This is a genomic window from Mesorhizobium sp. ES1-6 (genome assembly GCF_020164775.1).
Classification (GTDB): Bacteria; Pseudomonadota; Alphaproteobacteria; order Rhizobiales; family Rhizobiaceae; genus Mesorhizobium.
Window position 1 is genome coordinate 672,285 of record NZ_JAIUGU010000002.1, and the last position, 17,437, is coordinate 689,721.

Sequence of the window (17,437 nt, forward strand, 5' to 3'; positions counted from 1 at the left end):
CTGTTCCATCGTGTCTCAAAAGACGGCTTGCCGCAGCGGTTTCTTTCCATGGCGGGGAAAGGTTCCCTCCGGCGGCAACTCCCTCTATAAGCCGCCTTCGTCATCCCGGCATCAAGGATCAGCCGTTGTTTCGTTTCTTCCGCTCGACGGAGAACCAGCGCCTCGTCGCAAGGCTGCTCAGGGAATCCTTTCACCAGCACAAGTTTGGCTACGGCGCCGCCATTCTGTCGATGCTGGTGGTGGCCGGCATGACGGCCGCCAGCGCCTGGATCCTGCGCGAAATCACCAATGAATTCGTGATCGACAAAAGGCTCGACCGCGTCAACATGATCGCCGTGGCGGTCGCCGGGATCTTCATCGTCAAGGGCATCGCCAACTTCGTCCAAGCCTATTTCATGAGCCGGGTAGGCAATGCCATCATTGCCGAACGGCAGCGCAAGATCTATGACCGCATCCTGGCGCAAGGCATCGAGTTCTACCATTCGACGTCGTCGTCCGACCTGATCACCCGCATGACCAACAATGCCCAGGCGGCACGCAACGTGCTGGACCTCGTCGTCACCTCCTATGTGCGCGATCTGGTGACCCTGGCTGCCCTGATCGGGATCATGGTCTGGCAGCAGCCGGCGCTGTCGCTGATCTGCTTTGTCGTCGGACCCATAGCCATCTACGGCGTCAACCGCATCCTGAAGCGCGTGCGCAAATTCGCGGCCATGGAGTTCCGCTCGGTCGGGCAGATCGTGCAGGTGATGCAGGAAACCGCGATCGGCGTGCGCGTGGTCAAATCCTTCAACCTCGAAGGCCTGATGCGCAAACGCATGTACAGGGCGGTGGCGGACGTCGAGGACCGGGCCAACAACATCGCCGCGCTGGAGGCGGTGACCAGCCCGGTGATGGAGACGCTGGCCGGGCTGGCGATCGCCGGCGCCGTCATGGTCAGCGGCTTGCTGGTCCTGCAGGGCGGCCAGATGCCTGGCAACATCATGGCCTTCATCGCCGCGCTGCTGCTTGCCTATGAGCCGGCCAAGCGCCTCGCGCGCGTCCGTATCTCCCTGGAGAGCGGCATTGTCGGCGTGCGCATGATGTTCCAGCTCGCCGACGAGCCGTTGACGCTGGCCGAGAAACCGGATGCAAGGCCGCTTCTAGCCGGGCCGGGCGAGATAAGGTTCGATGCCGTCAGCTTCGCCTATCAGAACGGCCCGCCGGTGCTGGACGGCTTCGACCTGACCCTGGCGCCCGGCAAGATGACGGCGCTGGTCGGGCCTTCGGGCGGCGGCAAGTCGACGATCCTCAACCTGATCATGCGCATGTATGACCCCAGGAGCGGCAAGGTGCTGCTCGACGGCCAGGACATTTCCCATGCGACGCTGGCGTCGCTCAGGGAAAAGATCGCCTATGTCAGCCAGGACACGTTCCTGTTTGCCGGCACCATCATGCACAACATCCGGCTTGGGCGCGAGGGCGCGACCGACGACGAGGTGATCGCCGCCGCCAAGGCCGCCAACGCGCATGACTTCATCATGGCACAGGCTGGAGGCTACGAGACCGATGTCGGCGAGAATGGCGGCCTTTTGTCGGGCGGCCAGCGCCAGCGCATCTCGATCGCGCGCGCCATGCTGCGCAATGCCGAAATCCTGCTGCTGGACGAAGCGACCAGCGCGCTCGACGCCGAGTCGGAGGCGCTGTTCCGCGACGCGCTGCAACAGCTGACGGAAGGGCGCACCACCATCGTCATCGCGCACCGGCTGTCGACCGTCCACCAGGCAGACACGATCGTGGTGCTGGAAGCCGGCAAGGTGGTGGAAAGCGGCCCGCACAAGGCCCTGCTCAGGCAGGGCGGGCTTTACCAGAAGCTTTATGAATATCAGTTAATGCCGTGAGCGGTGTTTTCCGGATGTCGGAGCCAAGCCCCCTCATCCGGCCCTTCGGGCCACCTTCTCCCCGAGGGGAGAAGAGATCATCAACGCCGGCACCAGCCTCTCTTCTCCCCACCGGGGAGAAGGTGGCCGCGAAGCGGCCGGATGAGGGGGCTTGGCGCGAACCTCACTCCGGCACGTGCCTCACCGCGCCCTTATCGGCGCTGGTGGCGAAGGCGGCGTAGGCGCGCAATGCGGTCGTCACCTTGCGCTTGCGCTTTTCCTGCGGCTTCCAGGCCAAAGCGCCCTTGGCTTCCATGGCCGCGCGGCGCGCGTCGAGTTCGGCGTCGCTGACGGCCAAGCGGATGGTGCGATTCGGGATGTCGATCTCGATCGTGTCGCCCTCCTGCACCAGCCCGATCGTGCCGCCTTCCGCCGCTTCCGGCGACGCATGGCCGATCGACAGGCCTGATGTGCCGCCGGAGAAGCGGCCGTCGGTGACCAGCGCGCAGGCCTTGCCGAGGCCCTTCGACTTTAGATAGCTGGTCGGATAGAGCATTTCCTGCATGCCGGGGCCGCCGCGCGGGCCTTCGTAGCGGATGACGACGACATCGCCGGCCTTGATCTCATTGGCCAGGATCGCCTTGACCGAGGCGTCCTGGCTCTCGAAGACACGGGCAGGGCCGGTGAATTTCAGGATCGACTCGTCGACACCGGCCGTCTTCACGATGCAGCCGTCGAGCGCCAGATTGCCCTTCAGCACGGCGAGACCGCCGTCTTTCGAGAACGGCGTCTTCGCCGAGCGGATGACGCCCTTTTCGCGATCCACGTCGAGCTCCTCCCAGCGGCGGTCCTGGCTGAAGGCGACCTGCGTTGGCACGCCGCCGGGAGCGGCGAGGAAGAAGTCGCGCACATTCTGGCTGGTCGTGCGCGAAATATCCCAATGGTCGAGCGCTTCACCGAGGCTGGCAGTATGCACCGTCGGCAAATCGCGGTTGAGCAGGCCAGCATTGTCGAGCTGGCCGAGAATGGCCATGATGCCGCCGGCGCGGTGGACATCCTCCATGTGCACGTCGGACTTGGCTGGCGCCACCTTGCACAGCACTGGCACCCGCCGCGACAGCCGGTCGATGTCCTCCATGGTGAAGTCGACCTCGCCTTCATGCGCGGCGGCCAGGATGTGCAGCACCGTATTGGTCGAGCCGCCCATGGCGATGTCGAGCGTCATGGCGTTCTCGAAGGCGCCCTTGGAGGCGATGCTGCGCGGCAACGCGCTTTCGTCATCCTGTTCGTAATAGCGCTGGGCGAGATCGACGACGAGATGGCCGGCCTCGACGAACAGCCGCTTGCGGTCGGCATGGGTTGCCAATGTCGAGCCGTTGCCCGGCAGCGACAGGCCGAGCGCCTCGGTCAAACAATTCATTGAATTGGCGGTGAACATGCCGGAGCACGAACCGCAGGTCGGGCAGGCCGAGCGCTCGATGACCTTGACGTCCTCGTCGGAGATCTTGTCGTCGGCGGCCGCGACCATGGCGTCGACAAGGTCGAGCGCCTGCGTCTTGCCGGCCAGCACCACCTTGCCGGCCTCCATTGGCCCGCCGGAGACGAAGACTGTCGGGATGTTGAGACGCAGCGACGCCATCAGCATGCCGGGCGTGATCTTGTCGCAGTTGGAGATGCAGACCATGGCGTCGGCGCAGTGCGCATTGACCATGTATTCGACGGAATCGGCGATCAGCTCGCGCGACGGCAGCGAATAGAGCATGCCGTCATGGCCCATGGCGATGCCGTCATCGACAGCGATGGTGTTGAATTCCTTGGCGACGCCGCCGGCCTTCTCGATCTCGCGCGCGACGAGCTGGCCGAGATCCTTCAGATGGACATGGCCGGGCACGAACTGGGTGAAGGAGTTGACCACGGCGATGATCGGCTTGCCGAAATCACTGTCTTTCATGCCCGTGGCACGCCACAGGCCGCGGGCGCCGGCCATATTGCGGCCATGGGTGGTGGTGCGGGAGCGATAGGCAGGCATATTTTTTCCTTGGTGGCTGGTCGCAGCCGACGAGTGGCGCGGCGGCACTGAACTTTGATCGCAGGGTTTATAGACCGGCAAGTATGGTCTGGCCACATTTTTGCAATGCGCCAGATTCTCCCGGAAAATCAGGGTTTGCGAAAAAAAGATCGCGGCCCCTGTCGGATCGCCGGCCGGACGCCCGTCCTTGGATCAACGGCAAGGAATGGGACCATTTCTCAATCAGCCGTTCCACTGTAGCAGCAAAAGGCACCGAGGAGCACGACATGCAAAAGATCACCACCTGCCTGTGGTTCGACGACCAGGCCGAAGAAGCGATGAATTTCTACGTCTCCATCTTCAAGAATTCGAAGGTGCTGAGCGTGATGCGCTGGCCTGAGGGTCACGCCAATGCGGGCAAAGCGCTGGTGACCACGTTCGAACTCGACGGCGTGCAGTTTCAAGCGCTCAACGGCGGACCGCAATTCAAGTTCAACGAGGCGATGTCACAGTCGATCGACTGCAAGACGCAGGAAGAGGTCGACTATTTCTGGGACAAGCTCATCGAAGGTGGCGGCGAACCGTCGCAATGCAGCTGGCTGAAAGACAAGTTCGGCGTCTCCTGGCAGGTGGTGCCGGAGCAGTTGCCGCGACTGCTTCAGGATCCGGACAGGGCCAAGGCCGGCCGCGTGATGTCGGCGATGATGCAGATGAGCAAGATCGACATCGCCAAGATCGAGGAAGCGGCGAAGGGCTGAGCGAAGTTTTCAACCTTCGCGCTGCCCGTCATCCGCCCTCCGGGCACCTTCTCCCCGCAGAACGGGGAGAAGGAAGAGGTCACGCCGCTTTGTCTCTCACCTGATAGTCCTTGATCGTGGCGAAGCGGATCGCTTTCCAGCGTTCGGCTTCGTAATTCAGCGAGAAGGCATGCTGGGCGAGGAATACCGGGTCGTTGTCGAGGTCGCGGGCGATATCGCCGCGATGCGCCTCGATGAAGCGCAGCACTTCGGCCTTATCGTCGGCCGAAATCCAGCGGCAGACCGAAAAACGCGACATCTCGAACTCGACGGGAAGCGTGTATTCGAAATTCAGCCGCTCTTTCAAAACATCGAGCTGCAGGGCGCCGACGACACCGACGATGGCCGGTGAGCCATCTTCGGGCGAAAACAGCTGCACGACGCCTTCCTCGGCCATCTGGTGCAGCGCTTCCTTCAACTTCTTGGCCTTCATGGCGTCGCCAAGGCGGACGCGGCGCAGGATTTCCGGGGCGAAATTCGGCACGCCGCGGAACAGGATCTCCTCGCCCTCGGTCAGCGTGTCGCCGATGCGCAGCGTGCCATGGTTGGGGATGCCGACGACATCGCCGGCAAAGGCCTCGTCGGCGGTGACGCGGGTGCGGGCGAAGAAGAACTGCGGCGCCGACAGGCTCATCGGCTTTCCCGTGCGCACCAGCTTGGCCTTCATGCCGCGCTCGAGCTTGCCCGAGCAGACGCGCACGAAAGCGATGCGGTCGCGGTGGTTGGGGTCCATGTTGGCCTGGATTTTGAAAACGAAGGAGGTCATCTTCTCCTCCGTGGCCTCGATCGTGCGGGTGTCGGCCTCCTGCGCGCGCGGCGGCGGGCCAAAGGCGCCAAGCGCCTCGATCAGGTCGCGCACGCCATAATTGCGCAGCGCCGAGCCGAAATAGACCGGCGTCAGATGGCCTTCGCGAAAAGCGTCGATGTCGAGCGGCCGGCAAGCTTCGCGCGCCAGTTCGAGTTCCTCGATGAAGGCCTCGCGCTCGTTTTCCGGCAGAAGGCCGGCAACGCGGTTGGAATCGGGGCCGTTGACCGGCGTGCGTTCCTTTTCGTCGTCGCCCCTGCGCACAGCGTTCAGCGCCAGGTGATAGGTGCCGGAGAAGGTCTTGCCACGGCCGATCGGCCAGGTGATGGGAGCGGTGTCGAGCGCCAGCTTCTGCTCGATCTCGTCCAGAATCTCGAACGGATCGCGGCTCTCGCGATCCATCTTGTTGACGAAGGTGATGATCGGGATGTCGCGCAGCCGGCAGACCTCGAACAGCTTCAGCGTGCGCGGCTCGATGCCCTTGGCGGCGTCGATGACCATGACGGCCGAGTCGACCGCCGACAGCGTGCGATAGGTGTCGTCGGCGAAATCCTCGTGGCCGGGCGTATCGAGCAGGTTGAAGACATTGTCCTCGTACTCGAACGTCATCACCGAGGTGACGACCGAAATGCCGCGCTCGCGCTCGATCTTCATCCAGTCGGACCGCGTCTGGATACGGTCCTTCTTGGCCTTGACCTCCCCGGCAAGCTGGATCGCGCCGCCGAACAGAAGCAGCTTTTCGGTCAGCGTCGTCTTGCCGGCGTCCGGGTGGGCAATGATCGCGAAGGTGCGGCGGCGCGATACCGCCTGTTCGATGTCTTCAGCCAATTTTTCGGAATCCTGTCTGTGGCGCGGGCTTCTAGCAGCGCTTTCCCTGCCTGTCGAACAGATTTGCCCGGATTGGCCCGCCGGCTCTTGAGATAGGATCGACGCGATGGCATCAGAAGACCTGTTTTTATGGAGACCCGCATGAGCAGCGCCAAGCAAGTCATCGTCATCGGCGCCGGCATTATCGGCGCCTCCATTGCCTGGCATCTGACCAGAGCCGGGGCGCGGGTGACGGTGATTGCCGACAGCGAGCCCGGCGGCGTCGCGACGCCGAATTCCTTTGGCTGGATCAATGCCAGCTGGGGTAACCCGGAGCCGTATTTCCGGCTGCGCACTCGCGCCATGGCTGAGTGGGCGCGCCTGGCGCGGGATCTGCCCAGCCTGCCGCTCAATTGGTGCGGCGGCCTGTGCTGGGATCTGCCGGCGGCCGATATGGAAACCTATGCAGCGGAGCATTCTGCCTGGGGTTATGGCATCGAGCGCGTCGACCGTGCCGGCGCGGCGCGCATCGAGCCTAATCTCGCCGCGCTGCCGGATGTCGCCTTGTATGTGGCCGAGGAGGGTGTTGCCGAGCCAGTCGCGGCCGCCGAGGCCATGTTGGCGGATGCCGAACAGCACGAGGCGCGCATCATCTCCAGCACGGTGACGGCACTCGCCCAAACCGACGGCAGAATAACCGGCGTGGACACATCGCACGGGCTGATCGCCGCCGACGAGGTGGTGATCGCGGCAGGCGTCGGCTCGCCCGAGATCGCGGCGACCGCCGGCATCAACCTGCCGATCGAGACGCCGCCCGGCCTGATCGTCCATTCGCGGCCATACAAGAAGTTGCTCAACGGGCTGGTGCTGGCCGAGCGGCTGCACATGCGCCAGACGGCGCAGGGCCGCATCATCGCCGGCTCGGATTTCGGCGGCGCCGATCCGGGGATGAACGCCGAAGCCACGGCCCGCGACCTGTTCGCGGCCACAAAAGCCATGTTGCGCGACTGCGAGGGGCTGGAACTCGATTTCCACACGGTCGGCTACCGGCCGACGCCGATCGACGGCTTTCCGATCATCGGCCGCGCGGAAGGCATGGACGGCGTCTATGTCGCGGTGATGCATTCCGGCATCACCCTGGCGCCGGCCGTCGGCCTGTTCGCCACGCGGGAAATCCTTGGTGGTGAGCGCGATGCACTGCTGGCGCCTTACGGGCTGAGTCGGCTTGCGCAATAGCGGGGGCTGCTTTGGAGGGGCGGCACCCTACGGCGCCCCCATCCGTCCCGCGACGTAGCCGCAATTTTCCGACCGAAGGGCTAGCCGGCCAATGCGAGCTTCTCAGCCGTCGGCGCAAATGGCCGGATGGCGATCCCTTCCCTGGTCATCGTGACGAAGCTCGACGGCGGGATCGCCTGCCAGTCGCCGCCCTCGCGGTCGAAGGGCTCGGAGACGATGCAGCGGCCAGCCCCCTTGCGGAATAGGGAGGTGTAGAGCGTCGGCGCCTGCGCGTCGCTGGCATAGCGCACGGCATGAAGGGACTGCCCGTCCGAGAAAGCGGCGGTCAGTTTCAGCGCCGGCTCGATACCTGCACGACGCGAGGCTGCCAGCACGCGGCTGGTGGCACGCGAGACGGCGCCTTGCGGGTCGGACGAAAGGCCCGCGTCGATCATCAGGAGAAAAAAGAGTTCGGAATCGGTGGTGCCCTCGCGCTGGTCGAAGACGGCGTCGGACAGCGAATTTTCGAGCGTGCGGCGGATCTTCTCGAAACCGCCGATCTGGCCGTTGTGCATGAACGACCAGCGGCCGGAAATGAACGGATGGCAGTTCATGCGGCTGGTGGCGCCACCGGTCGAAGCCCTGACATGGGCAAGGAATAGGCCGGATTTGATCTGCCGGCACAGGCTCTTCAGATTAGGGTCGGACCAGGCCGGCAGGATGTCGCGGTAGAGGCCGGGCTCGAGCCTCTCGCCGTACCAGGCAAGGCCGAAACCGTCGCCATTGGTCGGCGACTTGGCTTCCTGGGCACAGTGACTCTGGGCGATCAGCGAGTGGCAGGGCGCCGTGAGAATGTCTTCGAGAAAGACCGCTTCACCGAGATAGGCTGCCCACCGGCACATCGCTTCCGTCGTCCCCTAGGCGCGATCCGGAAGAGCCGCGGGCTCCTTGGTCGCGTGTGTGCCTCTGTTGTGCGTCCGCTCGTAAAGCTCGCGGATGATTCGGCTGGCGGTAGTCTCGAAGAGAAATGGCAAGAAAGCGTGAACGAGTGCCGCCCCCGCCGCCATCGATAGGCGCGACGAGAACCAGGCGGCGAAGGCCATATGGCCGAAATAGGTCTCGCCGACCTTGGCCGGATGCGAGGTGAAGATGCTTGCGAGCGACATGCTGGTCCCCTTCAGCGCTGGAGCTTCCTGATATGAGTATCCTGACATGGTCTGTTGGTTCACTTGTCTCAATCTGTCCTTGTATTCTGCTAAATTTTGGGACAAATATCCCACAAGATGGCCGAAATCGATGAAATCGACCGAAGATTGCTGGCCGAGCTGCAACGCGACGGCACATTGTCCGTCGACCAGCTGTCGGAACGGGTCTCGTTGTCCCGCAATGCCTGCTGGCGCCGGGTCAAGCGGCTCGAGGAAGATGGCGTCATCACGGGACGGGTGGCGCTGGTCGATGCCGAAAAGCTCGGGCTTGGCCTTTCGGTGTTCATCCTGATCCGTACCTCCAACCACGATCCGGACTGGCTGCAGAAATTCCGCGCTGCTGTTGCCGCCTTGCCCGAGATCACCGGCGTCTACCGCATGTCAGGCGATCTCGATTATGTCTTGCGCGCGCGCGTCGCCGACGTGAAGGCCTATGACCGCCTCTATCAGCGCCTCATCGCCAAGGTGGCGCTGTCCGATGTTTCCGCCTCCTTCGTCATGGAGGAGATCAAGGAGACGACGGTGGTTCCGATGGAAGTGCGTTGAGCCGTCCTCGGGCCATAGTGATGCCCGAAAGAAAGCCGTTGATAGCCTTGCGGGCGAATTGACCGAATCGCCAATCGCGCCGATAGGATCGATTTTATGCGCGCAGCCCTCCAAACTCCCTCCGTCATCGGTCCGACCGTCGGCTTCGTCAGGTTGCCGCACGGTGAGGATCTTCCGCTTCCCGCTTATGAGAGCGCCGGCGCCGCCGGCATGGATTTGCGCGCGGCGGTGCCCGACGACCGGCCGCTTCTGATCCTGCCGGGCAAACGCGCCCTGGTGCCGACGGGGCTGATCCTGGAAATCCCCGAAGGCATGGAAGGCCAGGTGCGGCCACGCTCGGGTCTTGCCTTCAAACATGGCCTTACCGTCCTCAATTCACCCGGTACGGTCGACAGCGACTATCGCGGCGAGGTGAAAGTGCTGCTGATCAATCTCGGTGACGAGGATTTTGCCGTGACGCGCGGCATGCGCATTGCCCAGATCGTTTTCGCCGCCGTGACGCAGGTGGCGGTGGAAGAGCGGTCGCTGGCCGGCGGCACGGCGCGCGGCGCTGGCGGGTTCGGATCGACCGGCACCGCCTGATGCAAATTCCAAAGCTGGTCATCTTCGACTGCGACGGCATTCTCGTCGACACTGAGAATCTGGCCAACCGGCGCCTCGCCGAATGGCTGACCGACGCCGGGTATCCAGCGACCTTCGAATATTGCCGCAAGAATTTCTCCGGCCGCAGCATGGTTTCGGTGCAGAAGGAGATCGAAGAGAAGACCGAGGTCAGGCTCGGCGTCGATTTCGTCGATCGCTGGAATGCCGGCCTGCCGGATCTCTTCGCCCACGGCGTCGAGGCGATCCCTTATGTCCTGGAGTTCATCGAGGTAGTCCGTGCGGCCGGCATCGCTTATTGCGTGGCCACTTCGGCCAGGATCTCGAAGATGCACATCACGCTTGGCCAGACCGGGCTGTTGCCGCTGTTCGAGCATGCGATGTTTTCCGCCACCATGGTGTCGCGCGGCAAGCCGTTCCCCGACCTGTTCCTGCATGCGGCCAGGACCATGGGCTTCGCGCCCGCCGAATGCATCGTCGTCGAGGACAGCGTCGCCGGCACGCAGGCCGGCATCGCCGCCGGTATGCGGGTGTTTTCCTATCATGGCGACCCCTATTCAGACCGTGACGGCCTGATTCAGGCCGGCGGCATCCTGTTCGATGACATGCGCGAGCTCGCCGGGCTGGTGCCGATCCACTGACCCGCCGCACTGGACGCAGCAAGGCGCTGTGCTTCCTTCGTGCGCCCGATTCCGACGCTTTCGAGAATTGTCAGCAGAGAACGAGAAACGCTTCTGAACCAACCGCATTCGTTTGCCCGGCTGGAAACAGCGCGCTAGCATCCGCCAGACACTCGTCATGGGGAGCATTCATGGACAAGGGCAAGATCTTTCGCGACCTGCATGCCTCGACCTTCGTCATGCCCAATCCCTGGGATCCGGGCACGACGAAGCTGCTTGGCTCGTTCGGCTTCAAGGCACTGGCCACGACCAGCGCCGGCTTTGCCTTTTCGCGCGGCCTGCCGGATGGTGCGGTCACCTTCGACCAGATGATCCATCATTGCCGGGACGTGACGGCAGCGACCGAACTGCCGGTTTCGGCCGATCTCGAGAAGGGCAAGGGCGACAGCGCAGAGCAGGCCGCCGAGACCATTTTCGCGGCGGAAGCCGCCGGGCTTGCCGGCTGCTCGATAGAGGATCACACCGGCGATCCGGAGAAGCCCATCTATGAGTTTTCGCACGCGGTCGAGCGTGTCGCGGCAGCGGCCGAAGCCGCGCGGGCGCTGAAGCGGGATTTCGTCTTCACGGCGCGGGCCGAGAATTTCCTGTGGGGGAAGTCCGACCTCGACGACACCATCAAGCGGCTGCAGGCTTTCGAAAAGGCCGGCGCCGACGTGCTCTATGCGCCTGGGATCGGCGACGTCGAGATGGTGCGCACGCTCTGCTCGGCGGTGACCAAGCCGGTCAATGTCATGGCGAGGCCCGGCTTCACCATCGCCGATCTCTCCATGGCCGGCGTGAAGCGCATTTCGCTGGGGCCATGGCTGACCAATTTCGCCTACGGCATGCTGGAGACGGCGGCGCGCGAGATCCAGCAGGACGGCACGTTCGGCTTCACCCGTGCGGCCATGCCGTTCGGCAAGCTGCAGGCGCTCTACGGCAAATCCCAGAGCTAGGATGGGTCCGGCCGCATGACCCTTACAGTCGTCGACATGCATACGGGTGGCGAACCGCTGCGGATCGTCACTGGCGGTTATCCCGCGATCCCCAAGGGTACCATCCTGGAGAAGCGCGCCTATGTGCGGGACAATCTCGACCATTTTCGCAAGCTGCTGATCTTCGAGCCGCGCGGCCATTACGACATGTATGGCGCGCTGCTGGTCGAGCCCGATTTGCCCGGCGCCGACCTTGCCGTGCTGTTCATGCACAATGAGGGCTATTCCACCATGTGCGGCCACGCAATCGTCGCGCTCGGTCGCTATGCCGTCGACGAAGGGCTGGTGGCCAAGCAGGAGCCGTTCACCACCGTCAACATCGAGGCGCCGTGCGGCCTGGTGGTCGCCTCGGTCGAGGTCAGGGACGGCAGAGCGGGTGCGGTATCGTTCGAAAGCGTGCCGGCCTTCCTGTTCGCCCGCGACCGACAGATCGAACTGTCCGGCTACGGCAGGATCGGGTTTGATATCGCCTATGGCGGCGCCTTCTACGCGCTGGCAGACTGCCGTCAATTCGGGCTGGAATTCGGCCGCGACCGGGTGCGCGACTTCGTCGATGCGGCCACCGCGCTGACGGACAAGCTCAAGGCCGAATTCCCGCTGTCGCATCCCGATCATGACGACCTCGCCTTCCTCTACGGCACCATCCTGACCGACGGAAAGGACGCCTTTTCCGGGGAAGTCACCAGGAATGTCTGCGTTTTCGCCGAGGCGGAGGTCGACCGTTCGCCGACCGGTTCCGGTGTCACTGCCCGGCTGGCGGCCATGCATGCCAAGGGCGAGATCGCCATTGGGCAGACGCGCATTTTCGAGAGCATCGCGGGCTCGCGCTTTTCCGGGGCGGTGGTGCGGACGGCGAAGGCTGGCCCGCATGAAGCGATCGTCGCCCGCGTCGGCGGCCGCGCCTATTATTGCGGACGAGCCGAATTCATTGTCGAACCGGACGACGAGCTGGGACGCGGATTTCTCCTGCGCTGAAGAGATTTAGCGCCGCGGGGCGCGTGCGAGTTCCCGCGCCGAGACCGCCTTGTGCAGATGCACCATCATGGCGGCGGCGAAGAGCGGCGTCAAAAGGTTGAGCAGCGGCACGGCGAGGAAGGCCGCGATGACCAGCCCGGCGAGAAACACCGTGCCGGCATGGTGCCTGCGCAAGGCCCTGGCTTCTTCCTCGGGGCGAAAGCGCATGGCGGCGAATTCGAAGAATTCGCGCCCGAGCAAATAGCCGTTGACGATGAAGAAGGCGGCGATGTTGATGCCCGGCACCAGCAGAAGCATCAGCGCCACGATGTTGCCTGATATGACGACGCCGAAGAATTTTATCGCCAGCACCATCGAGCGCAATGCCGGCATGGGGCGTCCGGCCGGGTCGCCGGGATAATCGGTGCGCTCGACCACTTCAGCGACATCGTCGAGGAACAGGCCGGCGATGATGGCTGTGACCGGAGCGACGAGCAGCGCCAGGCCGAAGGCCAGCGCAGTGGCCGCGATGATGCCGCCCAGCCAGCCGGCCCAGGACGGTATGCCGGGCAGCAATGTCTGCAGCCATGGCAGGGCCAGCCATTCGACAAGGCTGGTCAGGCCGAGCCACAGTGCGACCAGTGCCAGCAGGGTCAGGCCGAGCGTCTTGAGGAACACGGCCCGGAACGGAGGCGAGAGCAGCTCCAGGGCCGCGGTGCGGGCAGCGTCGAAAATCACGGTGCTTCAACCCCCAGGTCAGCAAATGCCGCCGGAAGGCGGGCAGCTTCCGAGATAGGCAGTGCAGGCCGCCAGCACAAGCGCGGGCGCTCCCGGCCTTCACCCGATCGCGGCAGGAAAACCGCTTTTGCACTCTTCCCGAAACCTGCCTATCGGGCAAAGGCCGGCTTGCGGACCGGTATGGTCATGGCCGCGACGCCGGCGACGACAAAGCCCATGCCCAGCCATGCCGTCGGCCCCAGGCTTTCGCCGAGGAAGACGGCGCCGATCCCGACGCCGATCGGCACCCGCAGATAGGCTTGCGACGTGGTGCCGACCGAGCCTAGCGTGTGGATCAGGCGGAAATAAATGACGAAGGCCAGCGCGGTCGAAAACACCGACAGGCCGAGCAGGGCCAGGATCGACGCCATGGAAGGCGCCAGCGTCCACGGCTGGTCGACCGCGAGGCTCAGCGGCACCAGCATGATGGCGCCGCACAGCATCGAACCCGCGGCAGGCAGCATCGGGTCGAGGCCCTTGAAGCCACGGCCGAAGATCGCGGCACATGCATAGCAGATCGTTGCGACAACGATCGCGATCTGCGCCCAGAGTTGGTGACCGAGACCACCCAGCGCCTGCGTGCCGATGATCAGGCAGATGCCGGCGATGCCGGCGCCGACGCCAACCAGTTTGCGCGCCGTCACCGGCTCGTGGCGGGTGATCAGCGCGGTGAGCAGGAAGGTGAAGATCGGCGAGGTGGCATTGAGGATGGTGGCAAGGCCAGCGTCGACCGAGCGTTCGGCCGCCGCGACCAGCGTGAACGGTATCACGCTGTTGAGGCAGGCCTGGAAGGCAAAGCGACGCCACGTGGCCGCATCGCGCGGCATGGCAAGCCCGCGCCAGCGGATGATGGCGAGCAGGATGGCGCCGGCCATCAGGGTACGGGCGGCGATGAAGGTGATGGGCGGGATGGTCTCGACGCCGATCTTGATGAAAGTATAGGAGGCGCCCCAAAGCACGGCCAGCACGCCGAGCAATGCCAGGTCGGTGGTCGTGTCGTTTCTGGCAGGCATGGGCTCGCGCCTTCGGACCGTGATCGAACAGACGCAGATGTAGGCGACATGGCGGCGAAATGTTTCGGCCACGGTCGAATTGTCGTAGCGCCTGGCTGGCGCGGCAAGGACAGAAAATCGGTTGCCAGTTTTCAGGCTCATGCTGTAGACCCGCGCGGGCATGGCAAGAAGCCGGCTCTCTCTTTATTCGCAATTCCTATGGGAAAACCGCTAGCACTTTTCCTGGAATTGCTCGGGGTTTTTGGTGGAGACATTGATGCCGGATTATGATGTGCTTTGCATCGGCAATGCGATTGTCGACATCATCGCCCAGTGCGAGGAGGAATTCCTCGAGACCAACGGCATCATCAAGGGCGCGATGAACCTCATCGACACGCAGCGCGCCGAACTGCTCTACAGCCGCATGGGCCCGGCAATCGAGGCCTCCGGCGGCAGTGCCGGCAACACGGCGGCCGGTGTCGCCTCCTTCGGCGGACGCGCCGCCTTCTTCGGCAAGGTCTCCAACGATGCGCTGGGCGAAATCTACGCGCACGATATCCATGCGCAAGGCGTCGCCTTCGACACCAGGCCGCTCGAGGGCGAGCCGCCGACGGCGCGCTCGATGATCTTCGTCACCCCCGATGGCGAACGCTCGATGAACACCTATCTCGGCGCCTGTGTCGAACTCGGGCCGGAGGATGTCGAGGCCGACAAGGCGTCGGGCGCCAAGGTCACCTATTTCGAAGGCTATCTGTGGGACCCGCCGCGCGCCAAGGAAGCCATCCGGCAGACGGCCAGGTTGGCGCACGCGGCCGGCCGAGAAGTGTCGATGACGCTGTCGGATTCCTTCTGCGTCGACCGCTACCGCGACGAGTTCCTCGAGCTGATGCGCACGGGCACGGTCGACATCGTCTTTGCCAACAGCCACGAGATCAAGTCGCTCTACCAGACGTCGTCGTTCGACGAGGCGCTCGCGAAAATCCGCAAGGATTGCAAGATCGCGGCGGTGACCCGCTCCGAAAAGGGCTCGGTCATCGTGCGCGGCGACGAAACCGTGGTCATAAAGGCGACCGCCATCAAGGAACTGGTCGACACGACGGGCGCCGGCGACCTCTACGCAGCCGGCTTCCTGCATGGCTATACGCAGGGACGCGACCTCCAGACCTGCGGCGATCTTGGCTCGCTGGCGGCCGGATTGGTGATCCAGCAGATCGGTCCAAGGCCACGGCAGAATCTGCGCAAGGAGGCCGAGCAGGCTGGGTTGTTGTAGGGTAAGGCTGCCGATCTCCCCTTGTTGTGGGAGAAGGCAAGCGCGGACCGCTTCTCACCGTCGCGCAGTTGTCACATAGCGCTCCTACACGAAAATGAGAGCGTGCCGTGACTGACATTTCGGCTCGCTTATCGGGGTGTGTAGCAATGCAGGACAGCAACCTGTCGGGTCGCTGCATCTGTCGTCGCCGCGCTTTCCACTTTCAGCCGTAGCCGTTCAACAACCGGCCGCGGCTGGGGGAGGAGAGCGCGCGGCCCAAAAGACAGATGCATGACCAGATTTCAGACCAAGACGACCGGCATCACGCAGGACGATTTCGCCGACATGGTGGCGGAAAAGGTCGAGCGCGCGCTTGCCCACTATGACGAGGCCATCAACGGTCCCACCATGGTCTCGGTCGGCAAGATTGCCGGCGGCATAGCGTCCGCCGTCACCTTGCTGTCGCCAAAGCACCAGCGCGCCATCGACGCCATTCATGCCGACCTTCCCGGCCTTGCCTCCAAGTTCGTGCGTGCGCTCGCGGCGGAAGCCGCGCGGCGCAGCGAAGCCGGCGCTACCGGCACGACGACGCTGTCGGCGGAGGCCGAACCACTGCCCGTGCTTCCCCAGTCCGACGACCTCGAATCGATGCTGATCGAGGACTGGGCCGGCCGCGTCGCCGGCTCGACCTATCTGGAAGAAAACCTGCGCATCGCCCGTTCGACCCTGCACCGCTGGCAAAGGCGCGGCGACGTCATCGCGCTGCGCAAGGGCGGCCGCAAGCACGTCTTCCCGCTGGCGCAGTTCGTCGACGGCAGGCCGGTGGCGGGGATAAGCGACGTGCTGGAGCTCATCGGCAATCCGAGGCTCGCATGGCTGTGGCTGACGCGTCCCGCCGCGCAGCTCGACGGCCGCACTCCGATCGACCTGCTGCGGCAGGACCGGGCGGAGGAAGTGGTCGAGGCCGCGCGGGGGTTTGCGCCGGGCTGAAGCCGGCGCGCGGTCAGCCCTTTCGTTCGGCGAGCAGGCCGAGATAGTGCTGCAGCACCGCCGCTCCGGCAATCGACGTGACGTCGGCGTGGTCATAGGCCGGCGCCACCTCGACGACGTCGGCACCGACAATGTCGAGCGAACCGAGCCGGCGCAGGATCATCAGCGCCTCGCGGGAAGACAGGCCGCCCGCGACCGGAGTGCCCGTGCCGGGAGCATGGGCCGGATCGAGGCAGTCGATGTCGAAGGTCAGATAGGTCCTGGCGTCGCCAACGCGAGCCTTGATCCGCTCGACGACGCCAGCAACGCCAAGCTCGGCGACATCTTCCCCGTAAAGGATCTCCAGACCGCAGGTTTCGGGCGCGTGCGTGCGAATGCCGACCTGGATGGAGCGGTCCGGCCTGACGATGCCTTCGCGAACAGCCCTGGCGACAAACGAACCATGGTCGATGCGCCTGTCCTCGTCGAACCAGGTGTCCTGATGGGCATCGAACTGGACCAGCGCCATGGGACCGTATTTTTTCGCGTGCGCCCGAAGCAGCGGCCACGTCACATAATGGTCGCCGCCGATGGAAAGCAGCGTGACGCCGGCATCGACGACCTCGCTCGCTTGCGCCTCGATCTGCCGCGGCGTGTCGTCATGCCTGCCGAAGTCGAGCCCGCAATCGCCATAGTCGATGACCGCCAGCCTTTCGAACGGATCGGTCCGGAAGGGATATTGCGGATCGCCCTCGAGGATGGCCGAGGCACGCCGCACGCCTTGCGGCCCGAAACGGGCGCCCGGGCGGTTGGAGACGGCGGCGTCAAACGGGATGCCCCAGATGGCGACGTCGACGCCTGAGAGATCGCGGCTCAGCCGGCGGCGCATGAAGGAGAGCACACCGCTGTAGACCGGCTCGTGCGAGCCGCCATGGATATGCTTGCCGAAGACGGCGTCGTCGGTTTCGCGGGCGCGTGGAAGAGGCTGCAGCATTTTGTC

Annotated in this window: 17 protein-coding genes; 10 read left to right on the forward strand and 7 right to left on the reverse strand. The window is 64.3% G+C overall.

The window, feature by feature from the left end; translation table 11 throughout:
• Positions 1 to 125 precede the first annotated feature (125 nt).
• A complete protein-coding gene (locus LB564_RS07875) occupies positions 126 to 1,880 on the forward strand; it encodes an ABC transporter ATP-binding protein (protein WP_224536379.1) in 1,755 nt (584 codons plus the stop codon).
• Positions 1,881 to 2,043: 163 nt separating this feature from the next.
• Here LB564_RS07875 and ilvD read toward each other — a convergent pair whose 3' ends face one another.
• Entirely contained in the window at positions 2,044 to 3,888 is a 1,845-nt protein-coding gene (gene ilvD, locus LB564_RS07880) for a dihydroxy-acid dehydratase (protein WP_224536381.1), read from the reverse strand.
• Between the two features lie 266 nt (positions 3,889 to 4,154).
• On the opposite strand from ilvD, the gene LB564_RS07885 reads away from it, so the two are divergent.
• Entirely contained in the window at positions 4,155 to 4,625 is a 471-nt protein-coding gene (locus LB564_RS07885; RefSeq protein WP_140706502.1) for a VOC family protein, read from the forward strand.
• A 79-nt stretch (positions 4,626 to 4,704) separates the two neighbouring features.
• On the opposite strand, the gene LB564_RS07890 is transcribed toward LB564_RS07885, so the two are convergent.
• Positions 4,705 to 6,297: a peptide chain release factor 3 gene (locus tag LB564_RS07890; protein WP_224536384.1), complete on the reverse strand. Its 1,593-nt coding sequence runs from the start codon at positions 6,295 to 6,297 to the stop codon at positions 4,705 to 4,707.
• A 141-nt stretch (positions 6,298 to 6,438) separates the two neighbouring features.
• Here LB564_RS07890 and LB564_RS07895 point away from each other — a divergent pair, with 141 nt between their 5' ends.
• Positions 6,439 to 7,512 (forward strand): NAD(P)/FAD-dependent oxidoreductase, encoded by a 1,074-nt coding sequence (locus LB564_RS07895; RefSeq protein WP_224536386.1) that lies wholly within the window; start codon positions 6,439 to 6,441, stop codon positions 7,510 to 7,512.
• 80 nt (positions 7,513 to 7,592) lie between these two features.
• On the opposite strand, the gene LB564_RS07900 is transcribed toward LB564_RS07895, so the two are convergent.
• Positions 7,593 to 8,393, reverse strand: coding sequence for a class II glutamine amidotransferase (locus LB564_RS07900; protein WP_224536389.1), 801 nt, complete (start codon positions 8,391 to 8,393; stop codon positions 7,593 to 7,595).
• Positions 8,394 to 8,408: 15 nt separating this feature from the next.
• Positions 8,409 to 8,657: a DUF6356 family protein gene (locus LB564_RS07905; protein ID WP_224536392.1), complete on the reverse strand. Its 249-nt coding sequence runs from the start codon at positions 8,655 to 8,657 to the stop codon at positions 8,409 to 8,411.
• A 117-nt stretch (positions 8,658 to 8,774) separates the two neighbouring features.
• Between LB564_RS07905 and LB564_RS07910 the strand changes: the two genes are divergently transcribed.
• The 5 genes from LB564_RS07910 (at position 8,775) to LB564_RS07930 (ending at position 12,471) form a co-directional block, all read left to right on the forward strand.
• Positions 8,775 to 9,242 carry an Lrp/AsnC family transcriptional regulator gene (locus LB564_RS07910; RefSeq protein WP_224536395.1) on the forward strand — a complete coding sequence of 156 codons (468 nt, stop codon included), beginning with the start codon at positions 8,775 to 8,777 and terminating at the stop codon, positions 9,240 to 9,242.
• A 96-nt stretch (positions 9,243 to 9,338) separates the two neighbouring features.
• The gene (gene dut, locus LB564_RS07915; protein WP_224536398.1) at positions 9,339 to 9,824 is read left to right on the forward strand and encodes a dUTP diphosphatase; all 486 of its coding nucleotides are present in this window, start codon (positions 9,339 to 9,341) and stop codon (positions 9,822 to 9,824) included.
• Entirely contained in the window at positions 9,824 to 10,483 is a 660-nt protein-coding gene (locus LB564_RS07920; protein WP_224536401.1) for an HAD family hydrolase, read from the forward strand. Before dut ends, LB564_RS07920 begins: the two co-directional genes overlap by 1 nt.
• Before the next feature lie 170 nt (positions 10,484 to 10,653).
• Positions 10,654 to 11,457, forward strand: a complete 804-nt coding sequence (locus LB564_RS07925; protein ID WP_224536405.1) for an isocitrate lyase/phosphoenolpyruvate mutase family protein — start codon at positions 10,654 to 10,656, stop codon at positions 11,455 to 11,457.
• Between the two features lie 15 nt (positions 11,458 to 11,472).
• A complete protein-coding gene (locus LB564_RS07930; protein ID WP_224536407.1) occupies positions 11,473 to 12,471 on the forward strand; it encodes a proline racemase family protein in 999 nt (332 codons plus the stop codon).
• A gap of 6 nt (positions 12,472 to 12,477) precedes the next feature.
• Here the strand turns inward: LB564_RS07930 and LB564_RS07935 are convergent, their stop codons facing one another.
• Both LB564_RS07935 and LB564_RS07940 read right to left on the reverse strand, forming a co-directional pair.
• Positions 12,478 to 13,188, reverse strand: a complete 711-nt coding sequence (locus LB564_RS07935; RefSeq protein WP_224536411.1) for a sulfate transporter family protein — start codon at positions 13,186 to 13,188, stop codon at positions 12,478 to 12,480.
• 149 nt (positions 13,189 to 13,337) lie between these two features.
• Positions 13,338 to 14,240 (reverse strand): EamA family transporter, encoded by a 903-nt coding sequence (locus tag LB564_RS07940; protein ID WP_140706615.1) that lies wholly within the window; start codon positions 14,238 to 14,240, stop codon positions 13,338 to 13,340.
• 256 nt (positions 14,241 to 14,496) lie between these two features.
• On the opposite strand from LB564_RS07940, the gene LB564_RS07945 reads away from it, so the two are divergent.
• Both LB564_RS07945 and LB564_RS07950 read left to right on the forward strand, forming a co-directional pair.
• The gene (locus LB564_RS07945) at positions 14,497 to 15,489 is read left to right on the forward strand and encodes an adenosine kinase (protein WP_140706524.1); all 993 of its coding nucleotides are present in this window, start codon (positions 14,497 to 14,499) and stop codon (positions 15,487 to 15,489) included.
• A gap of 270 nt (positions 15,490 to 15,759) precedes the next feature.
• On the forward strand, positions 15,760 to 16,458 hold the full coding sequence (locus tag LB564_RS07950; protein ID WP_224536414.1) for an antitoxin Xre/MbcA/ParS toxin-binding domain-containing protein: 699 nt from the start codon (positions 15,760 to 15,762) through the stop codon (positions 16,456 to 16,458).
• Between the two features lie 13 nt (positions 16,459 to 16,471).
• Here the strand turns inward: LB564_RS07950 and speB are convergent, their stop codons facing one another.
• Entirely contained in the window at positions 16,472 to 17,431 is a 960-nt protein-coding gene (gene speB / locus LB564_RS07955) for an agmatinase (protein WP_140706528.1), read from the reverse strand.
• Between the last annotated feature and the right edge of the window lie 6 nt (positions 17,432 to 17,437).

What these genes read in the sequence shown, in the direction of transcription:
- LB564_RS07900 (WP_224536389.1), bottom strand. Translation starts at nt 8,393, where the DNA reads ATGTGCCGGTGGGCAGCCTATCTCGGTGAAGCGGTCTTTCTCGAAGAC.
- LB564_RS07945 (WP_140706524.1), top strand. Translation starts at nt 14,497, where the DNA reads ATGCCGGATTATGATGTGCTTTGCATCGGCAATGCGATTGTCGACATC.
- speB (WP_140706528.1), bottom strand. Translation starts at nt 17,431, where the DNA reads ATGCTGCAGCCTCTTCCACGCGCCCGCGAAACCGACGACGCCGTCTTC.
- ilvD (WP_224536381.1), bottom strand. Translation starts at nt 3,888, where the DNA reads ATGCCTGCCTATCGCTCCCGCACCACCACCCATGGCCGCAATATGGCC.
- LB564_RS07920 (WP_224536401.1), top strand. Translation starts at nt 9,824, where the DNA reads ATGCAAATTCCAAAGCTGGTCATCTTCGACTGCGACGGCATTCTCGTC.
- LB564_RS07930 (WP_224536407.1), top strand. Translation starts at nt 11,473, where the DNA reads ATGACCCTTACAGTCGTCGACATGCATACGGGTGGCGAACCGCTGCGG.
- LB564_RS07950 (WP_224536414.1), top strand. Translation starts at nt 15,760, where the DNA reads ATGACCAGATTTCAGACCAAGACGACCGGCATCACGCAGGACGATTTC.
- dut (WP_224536398.1), top strand. Translation starts at nt 9,339, where the DNA reads ATGCGCGCAGCCCTCCAAACTCCCTCCGTCATCGGTCCGACCGTCGGC.
- LB564_RS07895 (WP_224536386.1), top strand. Translation starts at nt 6,439, where the DNA reads ATGAGCAGCGCCAAGCAAGTCATCGTCATCGGCGCCGGCATTATCGGC.
- LB564_RS07905 (WP_224536392.1), bottom strand. Translation starts at nt 8,657, where the DNA reads ATGTCGCTCGCAAGCATCTTCACCTCGCATCCGGCCAAGGTCGGCGAG.
- LB564_RS07910 (WP_224536395.1), top strand. Translation starts at nt 8,775, where the DNA reads ATGGCCGAAATCGATGAAATCGACCGAAGATTGCTGGCCGAGCTGCAA.
- LB564_RS07940 (WP_140706615.1), bottom strand. Translation starts at nt 14,240, where the DNA reads ATGCCTGCCAGAAACGACACGACCACCGACCTGGCATTGCTCGGCGTG.
- LB564_RS07885 (WP_140706502.1), top strand. Translation starts at nt 4,155, where the DNA reads ATGCAAAAGATCACCACCTGCCTGTGGTTCGACGACCAGGCCGAAGAA.
- LB564_RS07925 (WP_224536405.1), top strand. Translation starts at nt 10,654, where the DNA reads ATGGACAAGGGCAAGATCTTTCGCGACCTGCATGCCTCGACCTTCGTC.